Below are 17,291 nucleotides of genomic sequence, written 5' to 3' on the forward strand. Positions count from 1 at the left end.
CAGGAAAGGACAGAAAGAGCAGACAGAATGAGACAAATGATACGTCAGCTGGGAATGGCGCTGGCACTGGTCGGCTTAGCAGGCTGTGGTCTGAAAGGCCCCTTATATTTTCCGCCTCCGGAACAACCGAAAAAAACCAATACCCAGCCCACTGAACAGCAGCAGCAAGCAGCGAAAAGTGCGGATGTGGGTGGTTTAGTTACCGACAAACAAGGCATGCAGGGGAATTAATCTCCCATGAGTAATCCGGCGGAGCAGAAAATGCAGTTCTCGAAAATGCACGGTCTTGGCAACGACTTTATGGTCGTGGACGCCGTGACGCAAAACGTCTTTTTTTCGCCGGAGCTGATTCGCCGTCTGGCGGATCGCCATCTGGGGATCGGTTTCGATCAACTGCTGATTGTCGAACCGCCTTACGATCCGGATCTTGATTTCCACTATCGAATTTTCAACGCTGATGGCAGTGAAGTGGCGCAGTGTGGCAATGGTGCGCGCTGCTTCGCCCGTTTCGTGCGTCTGAAAGGGTTGACCAACAAAAGCGATATCCGCGTCAGTACCCAAACCGGCCGGATGGTGCTGAGCGTCACCAATGACGAGCTGGTGCGCGTCAATATGGGTGAGCCAAACTTCGAACCCCAGCAGGTCCCGTTCCGTGCCAACAAAGCCGAGAATCTCTATCTGCTGCGCGTGGCCGACCAGACCGTGATGTTTGGCGCCGTGTCGATGGGTAATCCGCATTGCGTTATCCAGGTTGAGAACGTGAAAACCGCGCCGGTGGAAACCCTCGGCCCGGTACTGGAAAGCCATGAACGTTTTCCGGAGCGCGTGAACGTCGGCTTTATGGAAGTGGTCAATCCAGAACACATTCGTCTGCGCGTTTATGAACGCGGCGCGGGTGAAACCCAGGCTTGTGGCAGTGGCGCGTGTGCCGCTGTTGCCTGCGGTATTCAGCAGGGCATTCTGGCGGAGAAAGTCCGCGTTGATCTGCCCGGCGGAACGCTGCATATTGCCTGGAAAGGGGCCGGTCAACCGCTGTTTATGACCGGGCCAGCCACACACGTCTACGATGGGTTTATTCATCTATGAAAAATGTCGAAGAGCAGACCGACAGCGCGGTGCTGCTGGACGATCAGGCGGTCAGCGCATTTCTGCGTCAGAACCCCGATTTTTTTATTCGCAATGCGCGCCAGGTCGAACAGATGATGGTGCCGCATCCGGTACGCGGCAGCGTTTCGCTGGTGGAATGGCATATGGCGCGGCAGCGCAACCATATCCAGCAGCTGGAAGAGGAGATCACGCTGTTGATGGAGCAGGCAACGGCCAACCATCAACTGTTTGATCGCCTGCTGTCGTTACAGGGGCATCTCGCCGCCGCAGATAGCCTGCAAGATATGCTGACGCGTCTGCATCGCTGGGCGCGTGAGTTGGGCCTTGCCGGAGCCAATGTACGCTTGTTCAGCGACAAATGGCACATCGGCGCACCGTCCGATTTCACCCAGTTGGGCCTGTCACGCCAGGCGTTTGAGCCGTTGCGTATTCAGCGCTTCGGCAATGAACACCATTATCTTGGTCACCTCAATGGCCCTGAGTTGCTGCTGCTGTTGCCACAGGCGAAAGCCATCGGTTCCGTAGCCATGTCGCTGATGGGCGATCGCGGTGAACTGGGCGTGTTGATCTTCAGCAGCCGTGACAACCAGCATTATCAGGCGGGCATGGGAACGTTGCTGCTGCAACATCTGGCGCTGATGCTGCCAGAATTGCTGTCACGCTGGGTCGAACGTGCATGAGCAGCGACAGCCCGCTGCTTCCCGCCGTTGAGGGCTTCCTGCGTTATCTGAAAGTCGAGCGCCAGCTTAGCCCGTTGACGCAGCAAAACTATGCTCGCCAGCTTCAGGCCATCATCCCGATGGCTGATGAGATGAAAATCACCGCCTGGACACAGCTGGAACCGGCGCAGGTACGTAACATCGCCGCGCGCAGTCGCCGTGCGGGTTTAGGTGCCAGTAGCCTGGCGTTACGCTTGTCAGCGTTGCGCAGTTTCCTGGACTGGCAGGTCAGCCAGGGGATGCTGAGCGGTAATCCGGCCAAAGGCATCGCCACCCCGCGTAATGCGCGTCATCTGCCGAAAAATATGGATGTTGACGAGGTCAATCAACTGCTGGAAATTGACCTCAACGATCCGCTGGCGGTACGCGATCGTGCCATGCTGGAAACTATGTATGGTGGAGGGTTGCGTCTGTCGGAGCTGGTGCATATGGATATCCGCCATCTGGATCTGGAGGCGGGCGAAGTCTGGGTACTGGGCAAAGGCAGCAAAGAACGCCGTGTGCCGATTGGTGGCACCGCAGTCACCTGGTTACAGCACTGGCTGCCGCTGCGCGCCAGCTTTGCACCGCAGGATGACGCGGTGTTTGTCTCCAGCCGTGGAAGCCGCATTTCGGCGCGTAACGTGCAAAAACGCTTTGCCGAATGGGGCATCAAACAAGGCGTCGCCAGCCACATCCACCCGCATAAGCTGCGCCACTCTTTTGCTACGCATTTGCTGGAATCGAGCGGCGATCTACGTGCGGTGCAGGAGCTGCTCGGCCACGCTAATCTCTCGACCACGCAAATCTATACCCATCTTGATTTCCAGCATCTGGCCTCGGTGTACGATTCCGCACACCCACGCGCCAAACGAGGAAAGTCGTAATGAAGTTTTACCGTCCACTGCGTGCGATCAAAGCGATCACCTTTGATCTCGACGACACCTTATATGACAACCATCCGGTGATCCGCAAAACCACCGCAGAATCCCATGCGGCGTTACAGGCTTATCATCCGGCCTTATGCGATTTCACCCCGGCAGAATATCAGGCGCTGCGTGATGAATTGCTGGCGCGCGAGCCGGAGATTTATCACGACGTGTCCGAGTGGCGGCGTCGTTCGGTCGAACTGGCGTTGATCAACATCGGTTTATCCACAGCGGAAGCGACCGCAGGCGCCAGTGAAGTGATGAGTGTGTTCCATCGCTGGCGCAGCGAAGTGGACATGCCGGAAGAAACGCATGCGACCCTGACCGCGCTCGGTAATAAAGTCCCGCTGGTGGCGATCACCAATGGCAATGCCGATCCGCAAAAACTTGGGATCTCACACTATTTTGAGTTCGCGCTGCGCGCCGGACCACATGGCCGCGCGAAGCCGTGGCAGGATATGTATCAGCTGGCGTCTGAACGTTTAGGCATTGCCCCGGAACACATTCTGCATGTGGGTGACGATCTCACCACCGACGTTGCCGGTTCGCTACGTGCCGGGATGCAAGCGTGCTGGATTAACCTGCGCGACGGCAACCTGATGCACATTGATGATGCGCGCCTGCTGCCGCATGTTGAAATTTCGCAGTTGGCATCACTGACCTCGCTGCTATAATGGCTGTATATTTACCCAGCTATTGGGTGACCTTCTTTTTTAAACGGTGCTTATGGACGTTTCTGATCTGCTTAACGGCTTAAATGACAAACAGCGCGAGGCGGTCGCCGCACCGCGCAGCAACCTGCTGGTGCTGGCCGGAGCAGGCAGTGGCAAAACCCGTGTGCTGGTGCATCGCATTGCCTGGCTGTTGTCGGTAGAGAATTGCTCGCCTTACTCAATTATGGCGGTGACCTTTACCAACAAAGCCGCCGCAGAGATGCGCCATCGTATCGATCAACTGATCGGCACCAGCCAGGGCGGCATGTGGATCGGCACGTTCCACGGCCTGGCGCACCGTTTATTGCGCGCCCACCATCTTGATGCCGGGCTGCCGCAGGATTTTCAGATCCTCGACAGCGAAGATCAGCTGCGCTTGCTGAAGCGTCTGATCAAAGCGATGAACCTCGATGAAAAACAATGGCCTGCGCGTCAGGGCATGTGGTACATCAACGGCAAGAAAGATGAAGGTCTGCGCCCCAAACATATTGAAAGCTACGGCAACCCGGTGGAGCAAACCTGGTTGCGGATTTATCAGGCGTATCAGGAAGCCTGCGATCGCGCCGGTCTGGTGGATTTTGCCGAGCTGCTGCTGCGTGCGCACGAACTGTGGCTGAATAAACCCCATATTCTCAATCACTACCGCGAGCGTTTCAGTAACGTACTGGTGGACGAATTCCAGGACACCAACAACATTCAATACGCATGGATTCGTATGCTGGCGGGTGATACTGGCCGGGTGATTATCGTTGGCGATGATGACCAGTCGATCTACGGCTGGCGTGGTGCGCAGGTGGAAAACATCCAGCGGTTTTTGCAGGATTTCCCTGGCGCAGAAACCATCCGCCTGGAGCAGAACTACCGTTCCACCAATAACATCCTGAAAGCGGCGAACGCCCTGATTGCCAACAACAATGGCCGCCTCGGTAAAGAGTTGTGGACCGATGGCAGCGATGGCGAACCGATCTCCCTCTACTGCGCCTTTAACGAGCTGGATGAAGCGCGCTTCGTGGTCAACCGCATCAAAGCCTGGCATGAGAACGGTAACGCGCTGGCCGACTGCGCGATTCTGTATCGCAGCAACGCCCAGTCACGCGTGCTGGAAGAGGCGCTGCTCCAGGGCAGCATGCCATACCGGATCTATGGCGGCATGCGCTTCTTCGAGCGTCAGGAAATCAAGGACGCACTGGCTTATCTGCGTCTGATGGCGAACCGCAACGATGATGCGGCGTTTGAACGCGTGGTGAATACCCCGGTCCGTGGCGTGGGCGATCGTACCCTTGACGTGGTACGTCAGACGGCGCGCGAACAACAGCTGACTCTGTGGCAGGCAACGCGTGAATTGCTACAAAATCGGGTGCTGGCGGGGCGTGCAGCCTCGGCGCTACAACGTTTCTGCGAACTGGTGGATGCGTTGGCCAGTGAAACCGCAGAACTTCCGTTGCATGTACAAACTGACCGGGTGATCAAAGATTCCGGACTGTGGCTGATGTACGAGCAGGAGAAGGGCGAAAAAGGCCAGGCGCGTATCGAAAACCTTGAGGAACTGGTGACGGCAACGCGTCAGTTCAGCTACCAGGATGAAGACGAAGATCTGATGCCGTTGCAGGCTTTCCTCTCGCATGCAGCGCTGGAAGCAGGGGAAGGCCAGGCCGACAAATGGCAGGATGCTGTTCAGTTGATGACGCTGCATTCGGCGAAAGGTCTGGAGTTCAGCCAGGTGTTTATCGTCGGGATGGAAGAAGGCATGTTCCCAAGTCAGATGTCACTCGATGAGGGTGGCCGTCTCGAAGAGGAGCGTCGTCTGGCTTATGTTGGCGTGACGCGTGCGATGGAAAAGCTGACGCTGACTTATGCGGAAACACGGCGCCTTTATGGTAAGGAAGTGTATCACCGGCCATCACGTTTCATTGGTGAACTGCCGGAAGATTGCGTGGAAGAGGTACGTTTACGTGCCAGCGTGAGCCGTCCGGTCAATCATCAGCGCATGGGAACACCGATCGCGCAAAACGACAGCGGCTTCGCGCTGGGCCAACGTGTACGCCATGCCAAATTTGGCGAAGGTACCATTATCAACCTCGAAGGCAGCGGCGAGCACAGCCGTTTGCAGGTCGCTTTTCAGGGACAGGGCATCAAATGGCTGGTTGCTGCCTATGCCCGGCTGGAAACGGTGTAGCGCGGTTGCGCTGCCTTGACGACTTTTTCGTCTCAGCGTAACATGCGCCCACTATTATCATGAGAGGACAATGCCTTGGACACGCCCAGTCGATGCTGGCTCAACCCCCTGGTTCACAGGAATAACATCTAAGGCTACCTCTTAGCTGGTAGCCTTAGCGGTTATCAGCGACCTCCCTTTTTGTCCCGTCGCATGAGTCAGCACTGATTATACCCGTCATAGTTCAAGTTGCAGGTGCGTTGGCTGCGGATATTCACCCCAGTCACTTACTACAGTAAGCTCCCGGGGATTCACATCCTTGCCGCCTTCCCGCAACTCGAATTATTTAGGGTATACCTTGAGGCGAAAGTTTCGGTGTTCAGGCTTTGCCGTGCCCGTTTTGCGTAAGCGCAACGGTTCACCGCCTTGTCCCATTAAGTCTGCAATGGGGAGTATTGCTATGCTGAGCGCATTTAAACTGGATCGCAGCCGCCTGACGCGTCTCGAACTGGAAGACCATAACGACAAACTCAACGCGTCCGTGTGGGTCGATCTGATCGAGCCCGATGAAGGCGAGCGCGAACGAGTGCAAAGTGAGCTGGGCCAGAGCCTGGCAACACGCCCGGAGCTGGAAGACATCGAAGCCTCGGCGCGTTTCTTTGAAGACGAAGATGGCCTGCATATTCACTCCTTCTTCTTTTATGAAGATGCGGAAGATCATGCCGGTAACTCGACCGTGGCGTTCACCATCCGTGAAGATCGCCTCTATACGCTGCGCGAGCGTGAACTGCCCGCGTTTCGTCTCTATCGTATGCGCGCCCGTAACCAAACCCTGATTGACGGCAATGCGTTTGAACTGCTGCTGGATCTGTTTGAAACCAAAATCGAACAGTTGGCGGATGAGATCGAAAACATCTACAGCGCGCTGGAAAAGCTGAGCCGCGTGATTATGGAAGGGCAGCAGGGCGAAGAGTACGACGAAGCGCTGTCGCGTCTGGCGGAACTGGAAGATATCGGCTGGAAGGTCCGTCTGTGTCTGATGGATACCCAGCGTGCGCTGAACTTCCTGGTGCGCAAAGCGCGTCTACCGGCGAACCAACTGGAGCAGGCGCGTGAGATCCTGCGCGATATCGAGTCTCTGCTGCCGCACAACGAATCGCTGTTCCAGAAGGTTAACTTCCTGATGCAGGCGGCGATGGGCTTTATCAACATCGAGCAGAACCGCATCATCAAAATCTTCTCGGTGGTGTCGGTGGTGTTCCTGCCGCCCACGCTGGTGGCGTCCAGCTACGGGATGAACTTCGAATTTATGCCAGAACTGAAGTGGAGCTTCGGCTACCCGGCGGCGATTGGGTTGATGATTCTTGCGGGTCTGGCACCTTATCTCTACTTCAAACGTAAAAACTGGTTGTAACATTACGCGATAAACCGCGCCGCTACGCATGCAATATGTAACAATTGTCGGGCCGTCTACACGGCCCGATTTTCTGGCTATAAATCACAATTCTGCGTAACCTGTTCTTTCCTGCTGATTAACTAATTCGTTGTATCCCACCTTATGGCGCGTCTCTCTTTGCGACAGCAGTGGACCATTCTGCTGATTGCTTCACTGATTCTGGGAATTATCTTCCAGTTGTTTCACCTGCCTGCGGCGTTGTTGCTCGGCCCGATGATTGTCGGCACCGTCATGGGACTCTCTGGCGCGTCGGTGCGCATCGATAAACGCTTGTTTGTGCTGGCTCAGGCGGTATTGGGGTGCATGATTGGGCAAACCCTGTCACCGGCGATACTGCCACCCCTGTTGCAGGATTGGCCGGTGGTGCTGGCGGTGTTGGCACTGACGCTGGCCGCCAGCGGGTTGTCTGGCTTCCTGCTGGTGCGTTTCAGTAATCTGCCCGGACCAACCGGTGCCTGGGGCTCCTCTCCTGGTGGTGCCTCGGCGATGGTGGCAATGGCCGGTGATTTTGGTGCTGACGTGCGGCTGGTGGCGTTTATGCAGTATCTGCGCGTGTTGTTTGTTGCCACGGCCGCTGCGGTGGTGGCGCGTATCGGGCTGGGTAGCAGCGGCGGTAACGCCGAGCTGGTCTGGTTTCCTGCACTCAACAGCAGCTTTCTTCTGACGTTGGTGGTGATGGTGGCCGGTGCCTGGCTGGGGCAAAAGTTACGGATTCCGTCTGGCGCGTTGTTATTACCGGCGCTGATTGGCGCCACGATGCAGGGCACGGGCGTGGCGACGTTACAGGTGCCGGAATGGCTGCTGGCGCTGGCCTATGCGTTAATCGGCTGGAGCGTCGGACTGCGTTTCACCCGCCCGATTTTCCTGCTGGCGCTACGCACTTTGCCGCAAATGGTGGTGTCGATTATTGGTCTGATGTTGCTGTGTGGTGGGCTGGCGTGGATGCTGACGCGGGTGTTGCACGTCGATCTGATGACGGCTTATCTGGCAACCAGCCCTGGCGGGCTGGATACGGTGGCGATCATCGCCGCAGGAAGCCGGGTCGATATCGCTTTTGTGATGGCGTTGCAAACCTTGCGTCTGTTCACCATTTTGCTTACCGGCCCGGCGCTGGCGCGTTTTATCTCACGCTACGCGCACGCGCGTGCGAGCTGAGGCAATCGCGGCATCGACAATAAAAAAGGCGAGCGCCAGCCAGATAAAGCCAAAGGTCACCATTTTATCTGGCGTGACGGTTTCGCCATAAAACACCACCGCCAGCAGGAACATCAGCGTTGGACCGAGATACTGGAAAAAACCGATCGTTGAGAGACGCAAACGCGTGCAAGCGGCGGCAAACAGCATCAGCGGTACCGTGGTGACAATCCCGGCGGCGACCAGTTTCAGGTTAAGGCTTAGCGGGTTGGCGCTCAGATGGCTGGTGGCGCTATCGGCAAAACCAAACAGATAAATCGCCGCCAGCGGGAACATCCACAGCGTCTCAATCAGCATACCGCTCTGCGCATCGACCTGAATTTTCTTGCGCATCAGGCCGTAAAACGCAAAGGTCAGCGCCAGCCCGAGGGCAATCATCGGCACCGAACCAAACTTCCACAGCTGTACCAGCACCCCGAGCGCGGCAAGCAGTACCGCCAACCATTGCAGGGGACGGAAGCGCTCGCGCATAAACAACATCCCCAGCACCACGTTGAACAATGGGCTGATGAAATAGCCGAGGCTGGCTTCAAGGATGTGCTGATTATTCACCGCCCAGATATACAGCAGCCAGTTGCCGCCGATGGTGAAGGCGGTGAACGCCAGCAACAGCACTTTTTTTGGCTGGCGCATCACGCTGCATACCTGGTTCCAGTTACGGCTGAGGGTGATCAACAGCAGCATAAACAATGCTGACCAAATCACCCGATGCGTCATGATTTCAAGTGGAGGGACAACCTTGACCAGCTTGAAGTAGGCCGGTGCCACCCCCCACAGAAAATAGGCGCCGAGTGCATAGCCGATACCCTGGCGCGTTTGTTGTGTATCCATGATTTCCTAACCGATCAGATAAGTCGCAGTGGCGGTAGCGATGTAATCACCCTGCTGGTTATGCATTTCAACGCGGGCGACCGCGACTTTATTACCGGCACGCAGCAGGCTGCTGGTGGCGACAAAACGCTCGCCGCGACCCGGACGCAGATAATCCACGCGCATATCAATCGTACCCATCCGCGACAAGCGCTGGCGCAGCTCCTCTTCGCTGATGTTCTCCTGGCGCGTCAGCGAATGACTGACGCAAACCAGGCCAGCGGCAACATCCAGTACCGAGGCGATCACGCCGCCATGCAAAATACTTTGCGCGGCATTCCCCACCAGCATGGTTTTATTGGCAAAACCCAGTTCGGCGTAATCGGGTTCGAGCCGATCCAGTTCCAGCCCAAGTGCCTGATTAAACGGCATATGATAAACAAAAATTTCGCCAATCAGACGGCGTGCTTCCTGCGGTGTCAGCATCGGTGATGACATGGTGGTGGCCTTCAAACAACCCCTTGTATGGGGCGATGGATGTTAAAGAATTGTGTATATTATGCCGCGTCAGAGCCGCTTTCCAGTTTCAGAAATCGTCGCTAATCAAGGGTTAAGTTTGTGTGTAGAATGACCTGCTTTTTTAAACCGTTACCAAACGACTATGCAGTGCCCACTGGAGAATTCTATGCGTAAGCAGCGCGCCTTGCTGGCAGCGGCTCTGTTAATTCCTGCTATGGCGCAGGCGGATGAAGCCACGATTAAAGAGGTTCATGATGCACCAGCGGTAAAGGGCAGTATTATTGCTAACCTGCTGGAGAAACACGATAACCCATTCGTGCTTTATCCCTACGAAAACAACTATCTGCTTTACACCTACACCAGCGACATGAACAAAGAGGCCATTTCCTCTTACGACTGGGCAGACAAAGCCAAAAAGGATGAAGTAAAATTCCAGCTCAGTCTGGCCTTTCCGCTGTGGCGCGGTATTCTGGGCGACAATTCGGTACTGGCGGCGTCTTATACCCAGCGTTCCTGGTGGCAGCTCTCCAATCGTGGCGCCTCTTCACCGTTTCGTGAAACCAACTATGAGCCGCAGATTTTCCTCGGCTGGGCGACGGATTACTCGCTGGGTGGCTGGACATTGCGCGATGTGGAGATGGGTCTGAACCATCAGTCAAACGGCCGCAGCGATCCGACTTCTCGTAGCTGGAACCGCGTATATGCGCGCCTGATGGCGGAGAACGGCAATTTCCTCGCTGAGATCAAACCCTGGTATCGTATCCCGGAAAGCGCCAGCAATGATGACAACCCGGATATCACCAAATACATGGGCTATTACCGCGCGAAGCTGGGTTACATGTACGGCGAAAGCATTTTTAGCGTGGAAGGCAATTACAACTGGAACAGTGGCTACGGCGGTGCAACCTTTGCCTGGAGCTACCCGATCAGCGAGCATGTGCGTTTTTACACGCAGCTGTTTAGCGGCTATGGTGAATCGCTCATCGACTACAACCACCGCCAGACGCGTGTGGGTGTCGGCGTAACGCTCAACGATCTGTTCTGATAAGCAAACAACAGGATTACCGTGGCAACATCGGCAGTGCTCAATCAGGAAACGCTGGCGCAGCAGGTATTACAGGATACCTTCGGCTACCAGCAATTTCGTCCCGGCCAGCAAACCATCATCGAAACGGCGCTGGCAGGGCGCGATTGCCTGGTGGTTATGCCCACCGGCGGGGGCAAATCGCTGTGTTATCAAATTCCGGCGCTGGTGCGTGAGGGATTAACGCTGGTGGTTTCGCCGTTGATTTCCCTGATGAAAGATCAGGTCGATCAATTGCTGGCTAACGGTGTGGCTGCGGCCTGCCTTAACTCCACCCAGACGCGTGAAGAGCAGCAACAGGTGTTTGCCGATTGTCGTAGCGGTCGCCTGAAACTGCTCTATATCGCGCCTGAACGCCTGATGATGGATAACTTCCTCGACAGCCTGCACCACTGGAATCCGGTGATGCTGGCGGTGGATGAAGCGCACTGTATCTCGCAATGGGGCCACGATTTCCGCCCGGAGTATGGTGCGTTGGGCCAACTGCGCCAGCGCTTCCCGGAGCTGCCGGTGATGGCGCTGACCGCCACCGCTGACGAAACCACGCGTAATGACATCGCGCATCTGTTGCAGATGCACGATCCCCTGATTCAAATCAGCAGCTTCGATCGACCGAACATCCGCTATACGCTGGTGGAGAAGTTCAAACCGACCGAGCAGTTGCTGCGCTATGTTCAGGACCAGCGCGGCAAAAGCGGCATTATTTACTGCAACAGCCGCGCTAAGGTGGAAGACACCGCTGCCCGCCTGCAAAGCCGTGGTCTGAGCGTGGGTGCTTATCATGCCGGTATCGACAGCGCCCAGCGTGCGCGGGTGCAGGAGGCTTTCCAGCGCGATGACCTGCAAATCGTGGTGGCTACCGTGGCGTTCGGTATGGGCATCAACAAACCCAACGTCCGTTTTGTGGTGCACTTTGATATTCCGCGTAACATCGAATCCTATTATCAGGAAACGGGCCGCGCCGGACGTGACGGTCTGCCTGCCGAAGCCATGATGCTGTACGACCCGGCCGATATGGCCTGGTTGCGTAAATGTCTGGAAGAGAAAACGCCTGGGCCGTTGCAGGATATTGAACGCCATAAACTCAATGCGATGGGCGCGTTTGCTGAAGCGCAAACCTGCCGTCGTCTGGTGCTGCTCAACTATTTTGGCGAGGGACGTCAGCAGCCGTGTGACAACTGCGATATCTGCCTCGATCCACCGCGTCGTTACGATGGTCTGGTGGAGGCGCAGAAAGCGCTGTCCAGCATTTATCGCACCGGGCAGCGCTTCGGCATGGGCTATATTGTTGAAGTTTTGCGCGGTGCCAGCAACCAGCGTATTCGCGACAACGGCCACGACAAATTGCCGGTTTACGGCATTGGCCGTGATAACAGCACCGAACATTGGGTCAGCGTGCTGCGTCAGCTCATCCATCTCGGCATGGTGACGCAAAATATCGCCATGCATTCCGCGTTACAACTTACCGAAGCGGCTCGTCCGGTGCTGCGTGCAGAAATCCCGCTGATGCTGGCGGTGCCGCGCATTGTGACGGTGAAAACACGCAGCAGCTCGCCGAAGGTCTATGGCGGCAATTACGATCGCAAACTGTTCGCCAAGCTGCGTAAGTTACGTAAAGCGATTGCTGACGAGGAGAATATTCCGCCGTATGTGGTGTTTAACGACGCCACGTTGATTGAGATGGCGGAACAGATGCCGGTGAGCGCGTCAGAAATGCTGAGCGTGAACGGTGTCGGCCATCGCAAACTGGAACGTTTTGGTAAACCGTTCCTGGTGATGATCAAAGAACATCTTGATGAAGAGTAAAGGAAAAAAAGCATGTTGATGTTATTCGCTACCGTCGCACTGGTACATCTGGTCGCGCTGATGAGTCCTGGCCCGGACTTCTTTTTTGTCTCGCAGACTGCTGCCAGCCGCTCGCGTAAAGAAGCGATGATGGGGGTGCTGGGGATCACGCTGGGAGTAATGGTGTGGGCCGGTGTGGCGCTGATGGGCCTGCATCTGATCCTGGAAAAAATGGCGTGGCTGCATCAAATCATCATGGTGGGTGGCGGCTTATATCTGCTGTGGATGGGCTGGCAGTTGATGCGTTCGGCGCGTCAGCGTCATCAGCAGCCAAACAGCGAAGCACCCGTCGTGGAGCTGCCGAAAAAAGGGATGAGCTTCCTTAAAGGCTTGCTGACCAACCTCTCCAACCCGAAAGCCATTATCTATTTCGGCAGCGTATTCTCGCTGTTTGTTGGCAATGATGTCGGCGCAATGGAGCGCTGGGGATTATTTCTGCTGATTCTGGTGGAAACCTTCGCCTGGTTTACCGTGGTGGCGGCGATTTTTGCTCTGCCGTGGATGCGTGATAAATATCAGCGCATGGCGAAGTGGGTTGATGGCATGGCGGGTGTCTTGTTTGCCGGCTTCGGCATCCACCTGATCATTTCACGGTAATTTTATCCGTAGCGGCGCGATTTATCGCGCGGGTTTATAGGCGCACGATAAATCGCGCCGCTACGAACTATCAGGCGATTCTGCGTGCGCTGGCTAACAACGCACCGACGGCCATAAACAAACCACCAAACGTTCGGTTCATCGCCTTCATCTGCTTCGGCCCTTTAATCCAACCGGCGATGCGGGTGGCGAGGGTGGCATAACCAATCATCACGATAATATCTACGACCACCGTGGTGACGCCGAGCACCAGATATTGCATCAACTGTGGCTGGTGCGGCTGAATGAACTGCGGGAACAGCGCGGCAAGAAACACAATGCTTTTGGGGTTAGTCAGGTTAACCAACACCGCGCGCTTAAACAGGCGACGACGCGGCATCGCTTTGGCGACAGCATTGAGATCCAGCGCGCCACCCGAGCGCCATTGCTGAATACCCAGCCACACTAAATAGGCGGCACCGGCCCACTTCAGGATTTCGAACGCCAGCAGCGACTGAGAAAACAGCGCGCCAAGACCCACACCCACCAGCACGATATGTACCGACAGACCAATTTGCAGGCCAGATATCGAGGCCACTGCGCCGCGATAGCCGTGACTGATGCCGGTGCTCATGGTGTTAATCGCGCCGGAACCCGGCGAGAGGCTAAGGATGGTTGTGGTAAGCAGGTAGGTTAACCACCATTCAATGGTCATGTGTGACATTCCCTGATGTAAGCGAAGTGTGACACAATACGCCAGAAAATCGCGGCACGCTATGGAGTGGACGTGTGGCGTTGACGTTTTTTTCAGGAGGGCGGATGCAGAAGATAAAACAGAGTTGGCTCAGGCGTGAAAAGGCGTTTGCCTCCTTTGCTACCGGTCCGCTGCTCGACTTCTGGCACCGTCGTGAAGAGTGTGAATTTACCGGCGTGGGGAATCTCACCCTGCGCTATGTTCGTTTCACTTCTCCGCAACATCATCGTGTCATTCTGATTGTTCCCGGACGTATTGAAAGCTACATCAAATACCCGGAGCTGGCCTATGACCTGTTCCACTGTGGTTTTGATGTGGTGATTATTGACCATCGAGGTCAGGGACGCTCCGATCGTCTGTTGGAAGATTCCCACCGCGGGCATGTGGTGGATTTCAATGATTATGTCGACGATCTGGAAACGCTTTATCTGAAAGAGATCGTCAGTGGTCATTACCGGCAGCGCTATGCGCTGGCGCATTCGATGGGCGGGGCGATCCTTGCGCTGTTTCTGGCGCGTCAGCCACGGGCGTTTCACGCCGTGGCGCTGGCGGCACCGATGTTTGGTATTACCTTGCCGTTGCCGCCTTTCCTCGCGCACCGCATTCTTGACTGGGCAGAGAAAATGCCCGCGCTGCGCGATGGTTATGCCCTCGGCACCGGGCGCTGGCGGGCCCATCCCTTCGGCATCAACCAACTGACCCACAGCCGGGAACGTTATCAGCGCAACTTACGTTTTTACGCTGACGATCCGGCGATTCGCGTCGGTGGCCCGACTTACCATTGGGTACGTGAAGGGGTACAGGCGGGGCGCAGCATTATCAGTCAGGTGAATAACATCACCACGCCGATGCTGCTGATGCAGGCCAGCGAAGACCGGGTGGTGGATAACCGCTCGCAGGATTTGTTTTGTGAGGCGATGGCAGCAGCAGGACATCCCTGCGAGGGTGTCACGCCTTATGTGATTGAAGGCGCGCGCCATGAGATCCTGTTTGAAACAGACGCGATGCGCGCCCAGGCGCTAAATGCGGTGGTGGATTTTTTTGCGCGCCACGTTTAATTGATTTTTTATTTTCCGGCTACGGCCAACCGACATTAATACCAGAGGTTTCCATGTACCACATCGTCGCATCCGACCTGGATGGCACGCTGCTCTCACCGGACCATCGTCTGACCCCTTTCGCCCGCACCACGTTGCAGGAGCTGGTGGCACGCGATGTCCATTTCGTTTTTGCCACCGGTCGTCACTATATCGATGTGGGCCAGATGCGCGACAAACTCGGCATCCCGGCTTATATGATTACCTCCAACGGCGCACGCGTGCACAATGCTGACGGCGAGTTGATCTTCAGCCATAACCTGGATGCCGACATCGCCCAGGATCTGTATGGCCTGAAATACCACGATGAACAGGTTCTGACCCACGTTTACCGTGACGACGAATGGTTTATCAGCCGTCACCGCCCGGCGGAGCAGGATTATTTTCGTGAATCGGTGTTTAACTACCAGGTTTACCAGCCGGGGATGCTGCCGAGTGATGGCATCAGCAAAGTGTTCTTTACCTGCGACGATCCTGAGCATCTGATCCCGATGGAGCAGGCGATTGAGGCGCGTTGGGGCGATCGGGTCAACGTCAGCTTCTCGCTGCCGACCTGTCTCGAAGTGATGGCGGGGGGTGTCTCCAAGGGACATGCGCTGGAAGCGGTGGCAAAACAGCTCGGCTATTCATTGAAAGAGTGCATCGCGTTTGGTGATGGCATGAACGATGTCGAGATGCTCAGCATGGCCGGTAAGGGCTGCATCATGCGTAATGCCCATCAGCGTCTGAAAGATACCTTGCCTGCGCTGGAAGTGATTGGCAGCAATGCCGAAGACGCTGTGCCGCAGACGCTGCGTAAATTGTTCCTGGCATAACCTGACCCGTAGCGGCGCGATTTATCGCGCAATTTCGTGTGCGTTGCAGGAAAAACCCGCGCGATAAATCGCGCCGCTACGGGTGCTTGTGTTTTATGCGATTGTAAACCAGATAATTCAACGAGGCAGCGACAGTTTGTTTACACTAGCGGCACTGTTCATTTTGGGATCGTTACCGTGCTGTTATTGATCGTTACCACCATTCTGTGGGCTTTTTCCTTTAGTTTAATCGGGGAATATCTGGCGGGTCAGGTGGATTCCTGGTTCTCGGTGCTGATGCGCCTGGCGCTGGCAGCCATTGTGTTCCTGCCCTTCCTGCGCTGGCGTGGCTATCGCGCTTCAACCATCTTGCTGTATATGCTGGTGGGAATGCTGCAACTGGGTGTCATGTACCTGCTGAGTTTCGAAGCCTATCTCTATCTGAGCGTCACCGAATTCCTGCTGTTCACCGTGATGACACCGCTGTATGTCACTCTGATTTATGATTTGCTCAGTCGGCGTCCACTGCGCATCGGCTATGCCTTTAGCGCCATGCTGGCGGTGATTGGCGCGGCGATTATCCGTTACGACAAAGTCAGCGATCATTTCTGGTTTGGCCTGCTGTTGGTGCAGGCGGCGAATATCTGCTTTGCCATTGGCATGGTAGGTTACAAGCGTTTGCAGGAAACACGTCCGATGCCGCAGCACACCGCCTTTTCCTGGTTCTACCTCGGCGCGGTGATTATTGCGGTGATTGCCTGGAGCCTGTGGGGTAATCCCAACAAACTGCCGACCACTTCGCTGCAATGGGGCATTCTGGTGTGGCTCGGCGTTGCGGCGTCTGGCCTGGGATACTTTATGTGGAACTACGGCGCGACCCAGGTGGATGCGGGGACGCTGGGGATTATGAACAATATGCACGTTCCGGCTGGCTTGCTGGTGAACCTGGCTATCTGGCAGGAAAAACCGCACTGGCCCAGCTTTATCGCTGGAGCCATCGTGATTTTTGCGTCACTTTACGTTCATAAACGCTGGGTGTTGGGAAAAACCACCACCAGCCATTAAGCCTTTTTGACGGGGGTTGGACGCTGCACCAGCGTCAACCCCTTCAAAAAGTTACGCAGAATCTGGTCACCGCACTCGCGATAGTTTTTATGATCCGGGTTACGGAAAATCGCGCCAATCTCCGCCTGAGAAACTTTAAAGTTCGCCTTCAGCAACACCTCGGGGATATCCGTGGTCTTCAGGGCAAACGCGATGCGCAGTTTTTTCAGGAAAATGTTGTTATTCATCCGGCGCTCAATCGACGGCGCAGGCGCATCTTCGCTTTTACCACGACGATGGAAAATTAAACCGTTAAGGAAATACCCCATCAGCACGTCCGGGCAAGGACGATATGCAGCGTCATCGTCCTTCTTCAGCCATGCCTGAACATCTTCCAGCGGCACATCGCTGCCTGCCAGAGCAAAAATCTCCACCACTTTGCTGTCGCTCAGGTCCAGCATATAGCGCACACTGCGCAGCACATCGTTATTAGTCATGGTGAAAATCTCCTGGTCG

The 17,291-nt window shown here is 55.8% G+C and carries 19 protein-coding genes; 15 read left to right on the forward strand and 4 right to left on the reverse strand.

What is annotated here, in order from left to right; all coding sequences use genetic code 11:
- The first annotated feature begins 27 nt into the window (after positions 1-27).
- The 9 genes from L579_RS08250 (at position 28) to L579_RS08285 (ending at position 8,213) form a co-directional block, all read left to right on the forward strand.
- Complete coding sequence (locus L579_RS08250; RefSeq protein WP_036625841.1) at positions 28-231, forward strand: LPS translocon maturation chaperone LptM; 204 nt, start codon at positions 28-30, stop codon at positions 229-231.
- Between the two features lie 30 nt (positions 232-261).
- Positions 262-1,086 carry a diaminopimelate epimerase gene (gene dapF, locus L579_RS08255; protein ID WP_036625919.1) on the forward strand — a complete coding sequence of 275 codons (825 nt, stop codon included), beginning with the start codon at positions 262-264 and terminating at the stop codon, positions 1,084-1,086.
- The gene (locus tag L579_RS08260; RefSeq protein WP_021183794.1) at positions 1,083-1,787 is read left to right on the forward strand and encodes a DUF484 domain-containing protein; all 705 of its coding nucleotides are present in this window, start codon (positions 1,083-1,085) and stop codon (positions 1,785-1,787) included. Before dapF ends, L579_RS08260 begins: the two co-directional genes overlap by 4 nt.
- Positions 1,784-2,692: a tyrosine recombinase XerC gene (xerC, locus tag L579_RS08265; protein WP_021183795.1), complete on the forward strand. Its 909-nt coding sequence runs from the start codon at positions 1,784-1,786 to the stop codon at positions 2,690-2,692. The genes L579_RS08260 and xerC overlap by 4 nt, the downstream gene beginning before the upstream one ends.
- Positions 2,692-3,408 carry a 5-amino-6-(5-phospho-D-ribitylamino)uracil phosphatase YigB gene (gene yigB, locus L579_RS08270; protein WP_021183796.1) on the forward strand — a complete coding sequence of 239 codons (717 nt, stop codon included), beginning with the start codon at positions 2,692-2,694 and terminating at the stop codon, positions 3,406-3,408. Before xerC ends, yigB begins: the two co-directional genes overlap by 1 nt.
- Before the next feature lie 52 nt (positions 3,409-3,460).
- On the forward strand, positions 3,461-5,623 hold the full coding sequence (gene uvrD / locus L579_RS08275; protein ID WP_021183797.1) for a DNA helicase II: 2,163 nt from the start codon (positions 3,461-3,463) through the stop codon (positions 5,621-5,623).
- 75 nt (positions 5,624-5,698) lie between these two features.
- On the forward strand, positions 5,699-5,755 hold the full coding sequence (gene ysgD / locus L579_RS24330) for a YsgD/CorL family protein (protein ID WP_367617716.1): 57 nt from the start codon (positions 5,699-5,701) through the stop codon (positions 5,753-5,755).
- 307 nt (positions 5,756-6,062) lie between these two features.
- Positions 6,063-7,016, forward strand: a complete 954-nt coding sequence (gene corA, locus L579_RS08280; protein ID WP_021183798.1) for a magnesium/cobalt transporter CorA — start codon at positions 6,063-6,065, stop codon at positions 7,014-7,016.
- Between the two features lie 144 nt (positions 7,017-7,160).
- The gene (locus L579_RS08285; protein WP_021183799.1) at positions 7,161-8,213 is read left to right on the forward strand and encodes an AbrB family transcriptional regulator; all 1,053 of its coding nucleotides are present in this window, start codon (positions 7,161-7,163) and stop codon (positions 8,211-8,213) included.
- On the opposite strand, the gene rarD is transcribed toward L579_RS08285, so the two are convergent.
- On the reverse strand, positions 8,184-9,083 hold the full coding sequence (gene rarD, locus L579_RS08290; protein WP_021183800.1) for an EamA family transporter RarD: 900 nt from the start codon (positions 9,081-9,083) through the stop codon (positions 8,184-8,186). The genes L579_RS08285 and rarD overlap by 30 nt on opposite strands.
- 6 nt (positions 9,084-9,089) lie before the next feature.
- Complete coding sequence (locus tag L579_RS08295) at positions 9,090-9,560, reverse strand: thioesterase family protein (protein WP_021183801.1); 471 nt, start codon at positions 9,558-9,560, stop codon at positions 9,090-9,092.
- A gap of 187 nt (positions 9,561-9,747) precedes the next feature.
- Here L579_RS08295 and pldA point away from each other — a divergent pair, with 187 nt between their 5' ends.
- From pldA to rhtC, 3 genes are read left to right on the forward strand one after another with little or no spacing between them, the layout of a single operon-like run.
- Positions 9,748-10,626, forward strand: a complete 879-nt coding sequence (pldA, locus tag L579_RS08300) for a phospholipase A (RefSeq protein WP_021183802.1) — start codon at positions 9,748-9,750, stop codon at positions 10,624-10,626.
- A 21-nt stretch (positions 10,627-10,647) separates the two neighbouring features.
- Positions 10,648-12,471, forward strand: a complete 1,824-nt coding sequence (gene recQ, locus L579_RS08305; protein ID WP_021183803.1) for an ATP-dependent DNA helicase RecQ — start codon at positions 10,648-10,650, stop codon at positions 12,469-12,471.
- A gap of 12 nt (positions 12,472-12,483) precedes the next feature.
- Positions 12,484-13,107, forward strand: a complete 624-nt coding sequence (rhtC, locus tag L579_RS08310) for a threonine export protein RhtC (RefSeq protein WP_021183804.1) — start codon at positions 12,484-12,486, stop codon at positions 13,105-13,107.
- Positions 13,108-13,177: 70 nt separating this feature from the next.
- On the opposite strand, the gene rhtB is transcribed toward rhtC, so the two are convergent.
- Positions 13,178-13,801: a homoserine/homoserine lactone efflux protein gene (rhtB, locus tag L579_RS08315; RefSeq protein ID WP_021183805.1), complete on the reverse strand. Its 624-nt coding sequence runs from the start codon at positions 13,799-13,801 to the stop codon at positions 13,178-13,180.
- A 104-nt stretch (positions 13,802-13,905) separates the two neighbouring features.
- Between rhtB and pldB the strand changes: the two genes are divergently transcribed.
- From pldB to L579_RS08330, 3 genes are all read left to right on the forward strand, one after another.
- The gene (gene pldB, locus L579_RS08320; protein ID WP_021183806.1) at positions 13,906-14,898 is read left to right on the forward strand and encodes a lysophospholipase L2; all 993 of its coding nucleotides are present in this window, start codon (positions 13,906-13,908) and stop codon (positions 14,896-14,898) included.
- 53 nt (positions 14,899-14,951) lie between these two features.
- Entirely contained in the window at positions 14,952-15,752 is an 801-nt protein-coding gene (yigL, locus tag L579_RS08325) for a sugar/pyridoxal phosphate phosphatase YigL (RefSeq protein WP_021183807.1), read from the forward strand.
- 177 nt (positions 15,753-15,929) lie between these two features.
- Positions 15,930-16,796 carry a carboxylate/amino acid/amine transporter gene (locus tag L579_RS08330; RefSeq protein ID WP_021183808.1) on the forward strand — a complete coding sequence of 289 codons (867 nt, stop codon included), beginning with the start codon at positions 15,930-15,932 and terminating at the stop codon, positions 16,794-16,796.
- Here the strand turns inward: L579_RS08330 and L579_RS08335 are convergent.
- Positions 16,793-17,272, reverse strand: coding sequence for a YehS family protein (locus L579_RS08335; protein ID WP_021183809.1), 480 nt, complete (start codon positions 17,270-17,272; stop codon positions 16,793-16,795). The two genes, L579_RS08330 and L579_RS08335, sit on opposite strands and share 4 nt — an antisense overlap.
- Positions 17,273-17,291 lie beyond the last annotated feature (19 nt).

Source organism: Pantoea sp. AS-PWVM4 (genome assembly GCF_000468095.1).
GTDB classification, from domain to species: domain Bacteria; phylum Pseudomonadota; class Gammaproteobacteria; order Enterobacterales; family Enterobacteriaceae; genus Pantoea; species Pantoea phytobeneficialis.

Coding starts and splice junctions, on each gene's coding strand:
- L579_RS08250 (WP_036625841.1), top strand. CDS start 28: ATGAGACAAATGATACGTCAGCTGGGAATGGCGCTGGCACTGGTCGGC.
- dapF (WP_036625919.1), top strand. CDS start 262: ATGCAGTTCTCGAAAATGCACGGTCTTGGCAACGACTTTATGGTCGTG.
- L579_RS08260 (WP_021183794.1), top strand. CDS start 1,083: ATGAAAAATGTCGAAGAGCAGACCGACAGCGCGGTGCTGCTGGACGAT.
- xerC (WP_021183795.1), top strand. CDS start 1,784: ATGAGCAGCGACAGCCCGCTGCTTCCCGCCGTTGAGGGCTTCCTGCGT.
- yigB (WP_021183796.1), top strand. CDS start 2,692: ATGAAGTTTTACCGTCCACTGCGTGCGATCAAAGCGATCACCTTTGAT.
- uvrD (WP_021183797.1), top strand. CDS start 3,461: ATGGACGTTTCTGATCTGCTTAACGGCTTAAATGACAAACAGCGCGAG.
- corA (WP_021183798.1), top strand. CDS start 6,063: ATGCTGAGCGCATTTAAACTGGATCGCAGCCGCCTGACGCGTCTCGAA.
- L579_RS08285 (WP_021183799.1), top strand. CDS start 7,161: ATGGCGCGTCTCTCTTTGCGACAGCAGTGGACCATTCTGCTGATTGCT.
- rarD (WP_021183800.1), bottom strand. CDS start 9,083: ATGGATACACAACAAACGCGCCAGGGTATCGGCTATGCACTCGGCGCC.
- L579_RS08295 (WP_021183801.1), bottom strand. CDS start 9,560: ATGTCATCACCGATGCTGACACCGCAGGAAGCACGCCGTCTGATTGGC.
- pldA (WP_021183802.1), top strand. CDS start 9,748: ATGCGTAAGCAGCGCGCCTTGCTGGCAGCGGCTCTGTTAATTCCTGCT.
- rhtC (WP_021183804.1), top strand. CDS start 12,484: ATGTTGATGTTATTCGCTACCGTCGCACTGGTACATCTGGTCGCGCTG.
- rhtB (WP_021183805.1), bottom strand. CDS start 13,801: ATGACCATTGAATGGTGGTTAACCTACCTGCTTACCACAACCATCCTT.
- pldB (WP_021183806.1), top strand. CDS start 13,906: ATGCAGAAGATAAAACAGAGTTGGCTCAGGCGTGAAAAGGCGTTTGCC.
- yigL (WP_021183807.1), top strand. CDS start 14,952: ATGTACCACATCGTCGCATCCGACCTGGATGGCACGCTGCTCTCACCG.
- L579_RS08335 (WP_021183809.1), bottom strand. CDS start 17,272: ATGACTAATAACGATGTGCTGCGCAGTGTGCGCTATATGCTGGACCTG.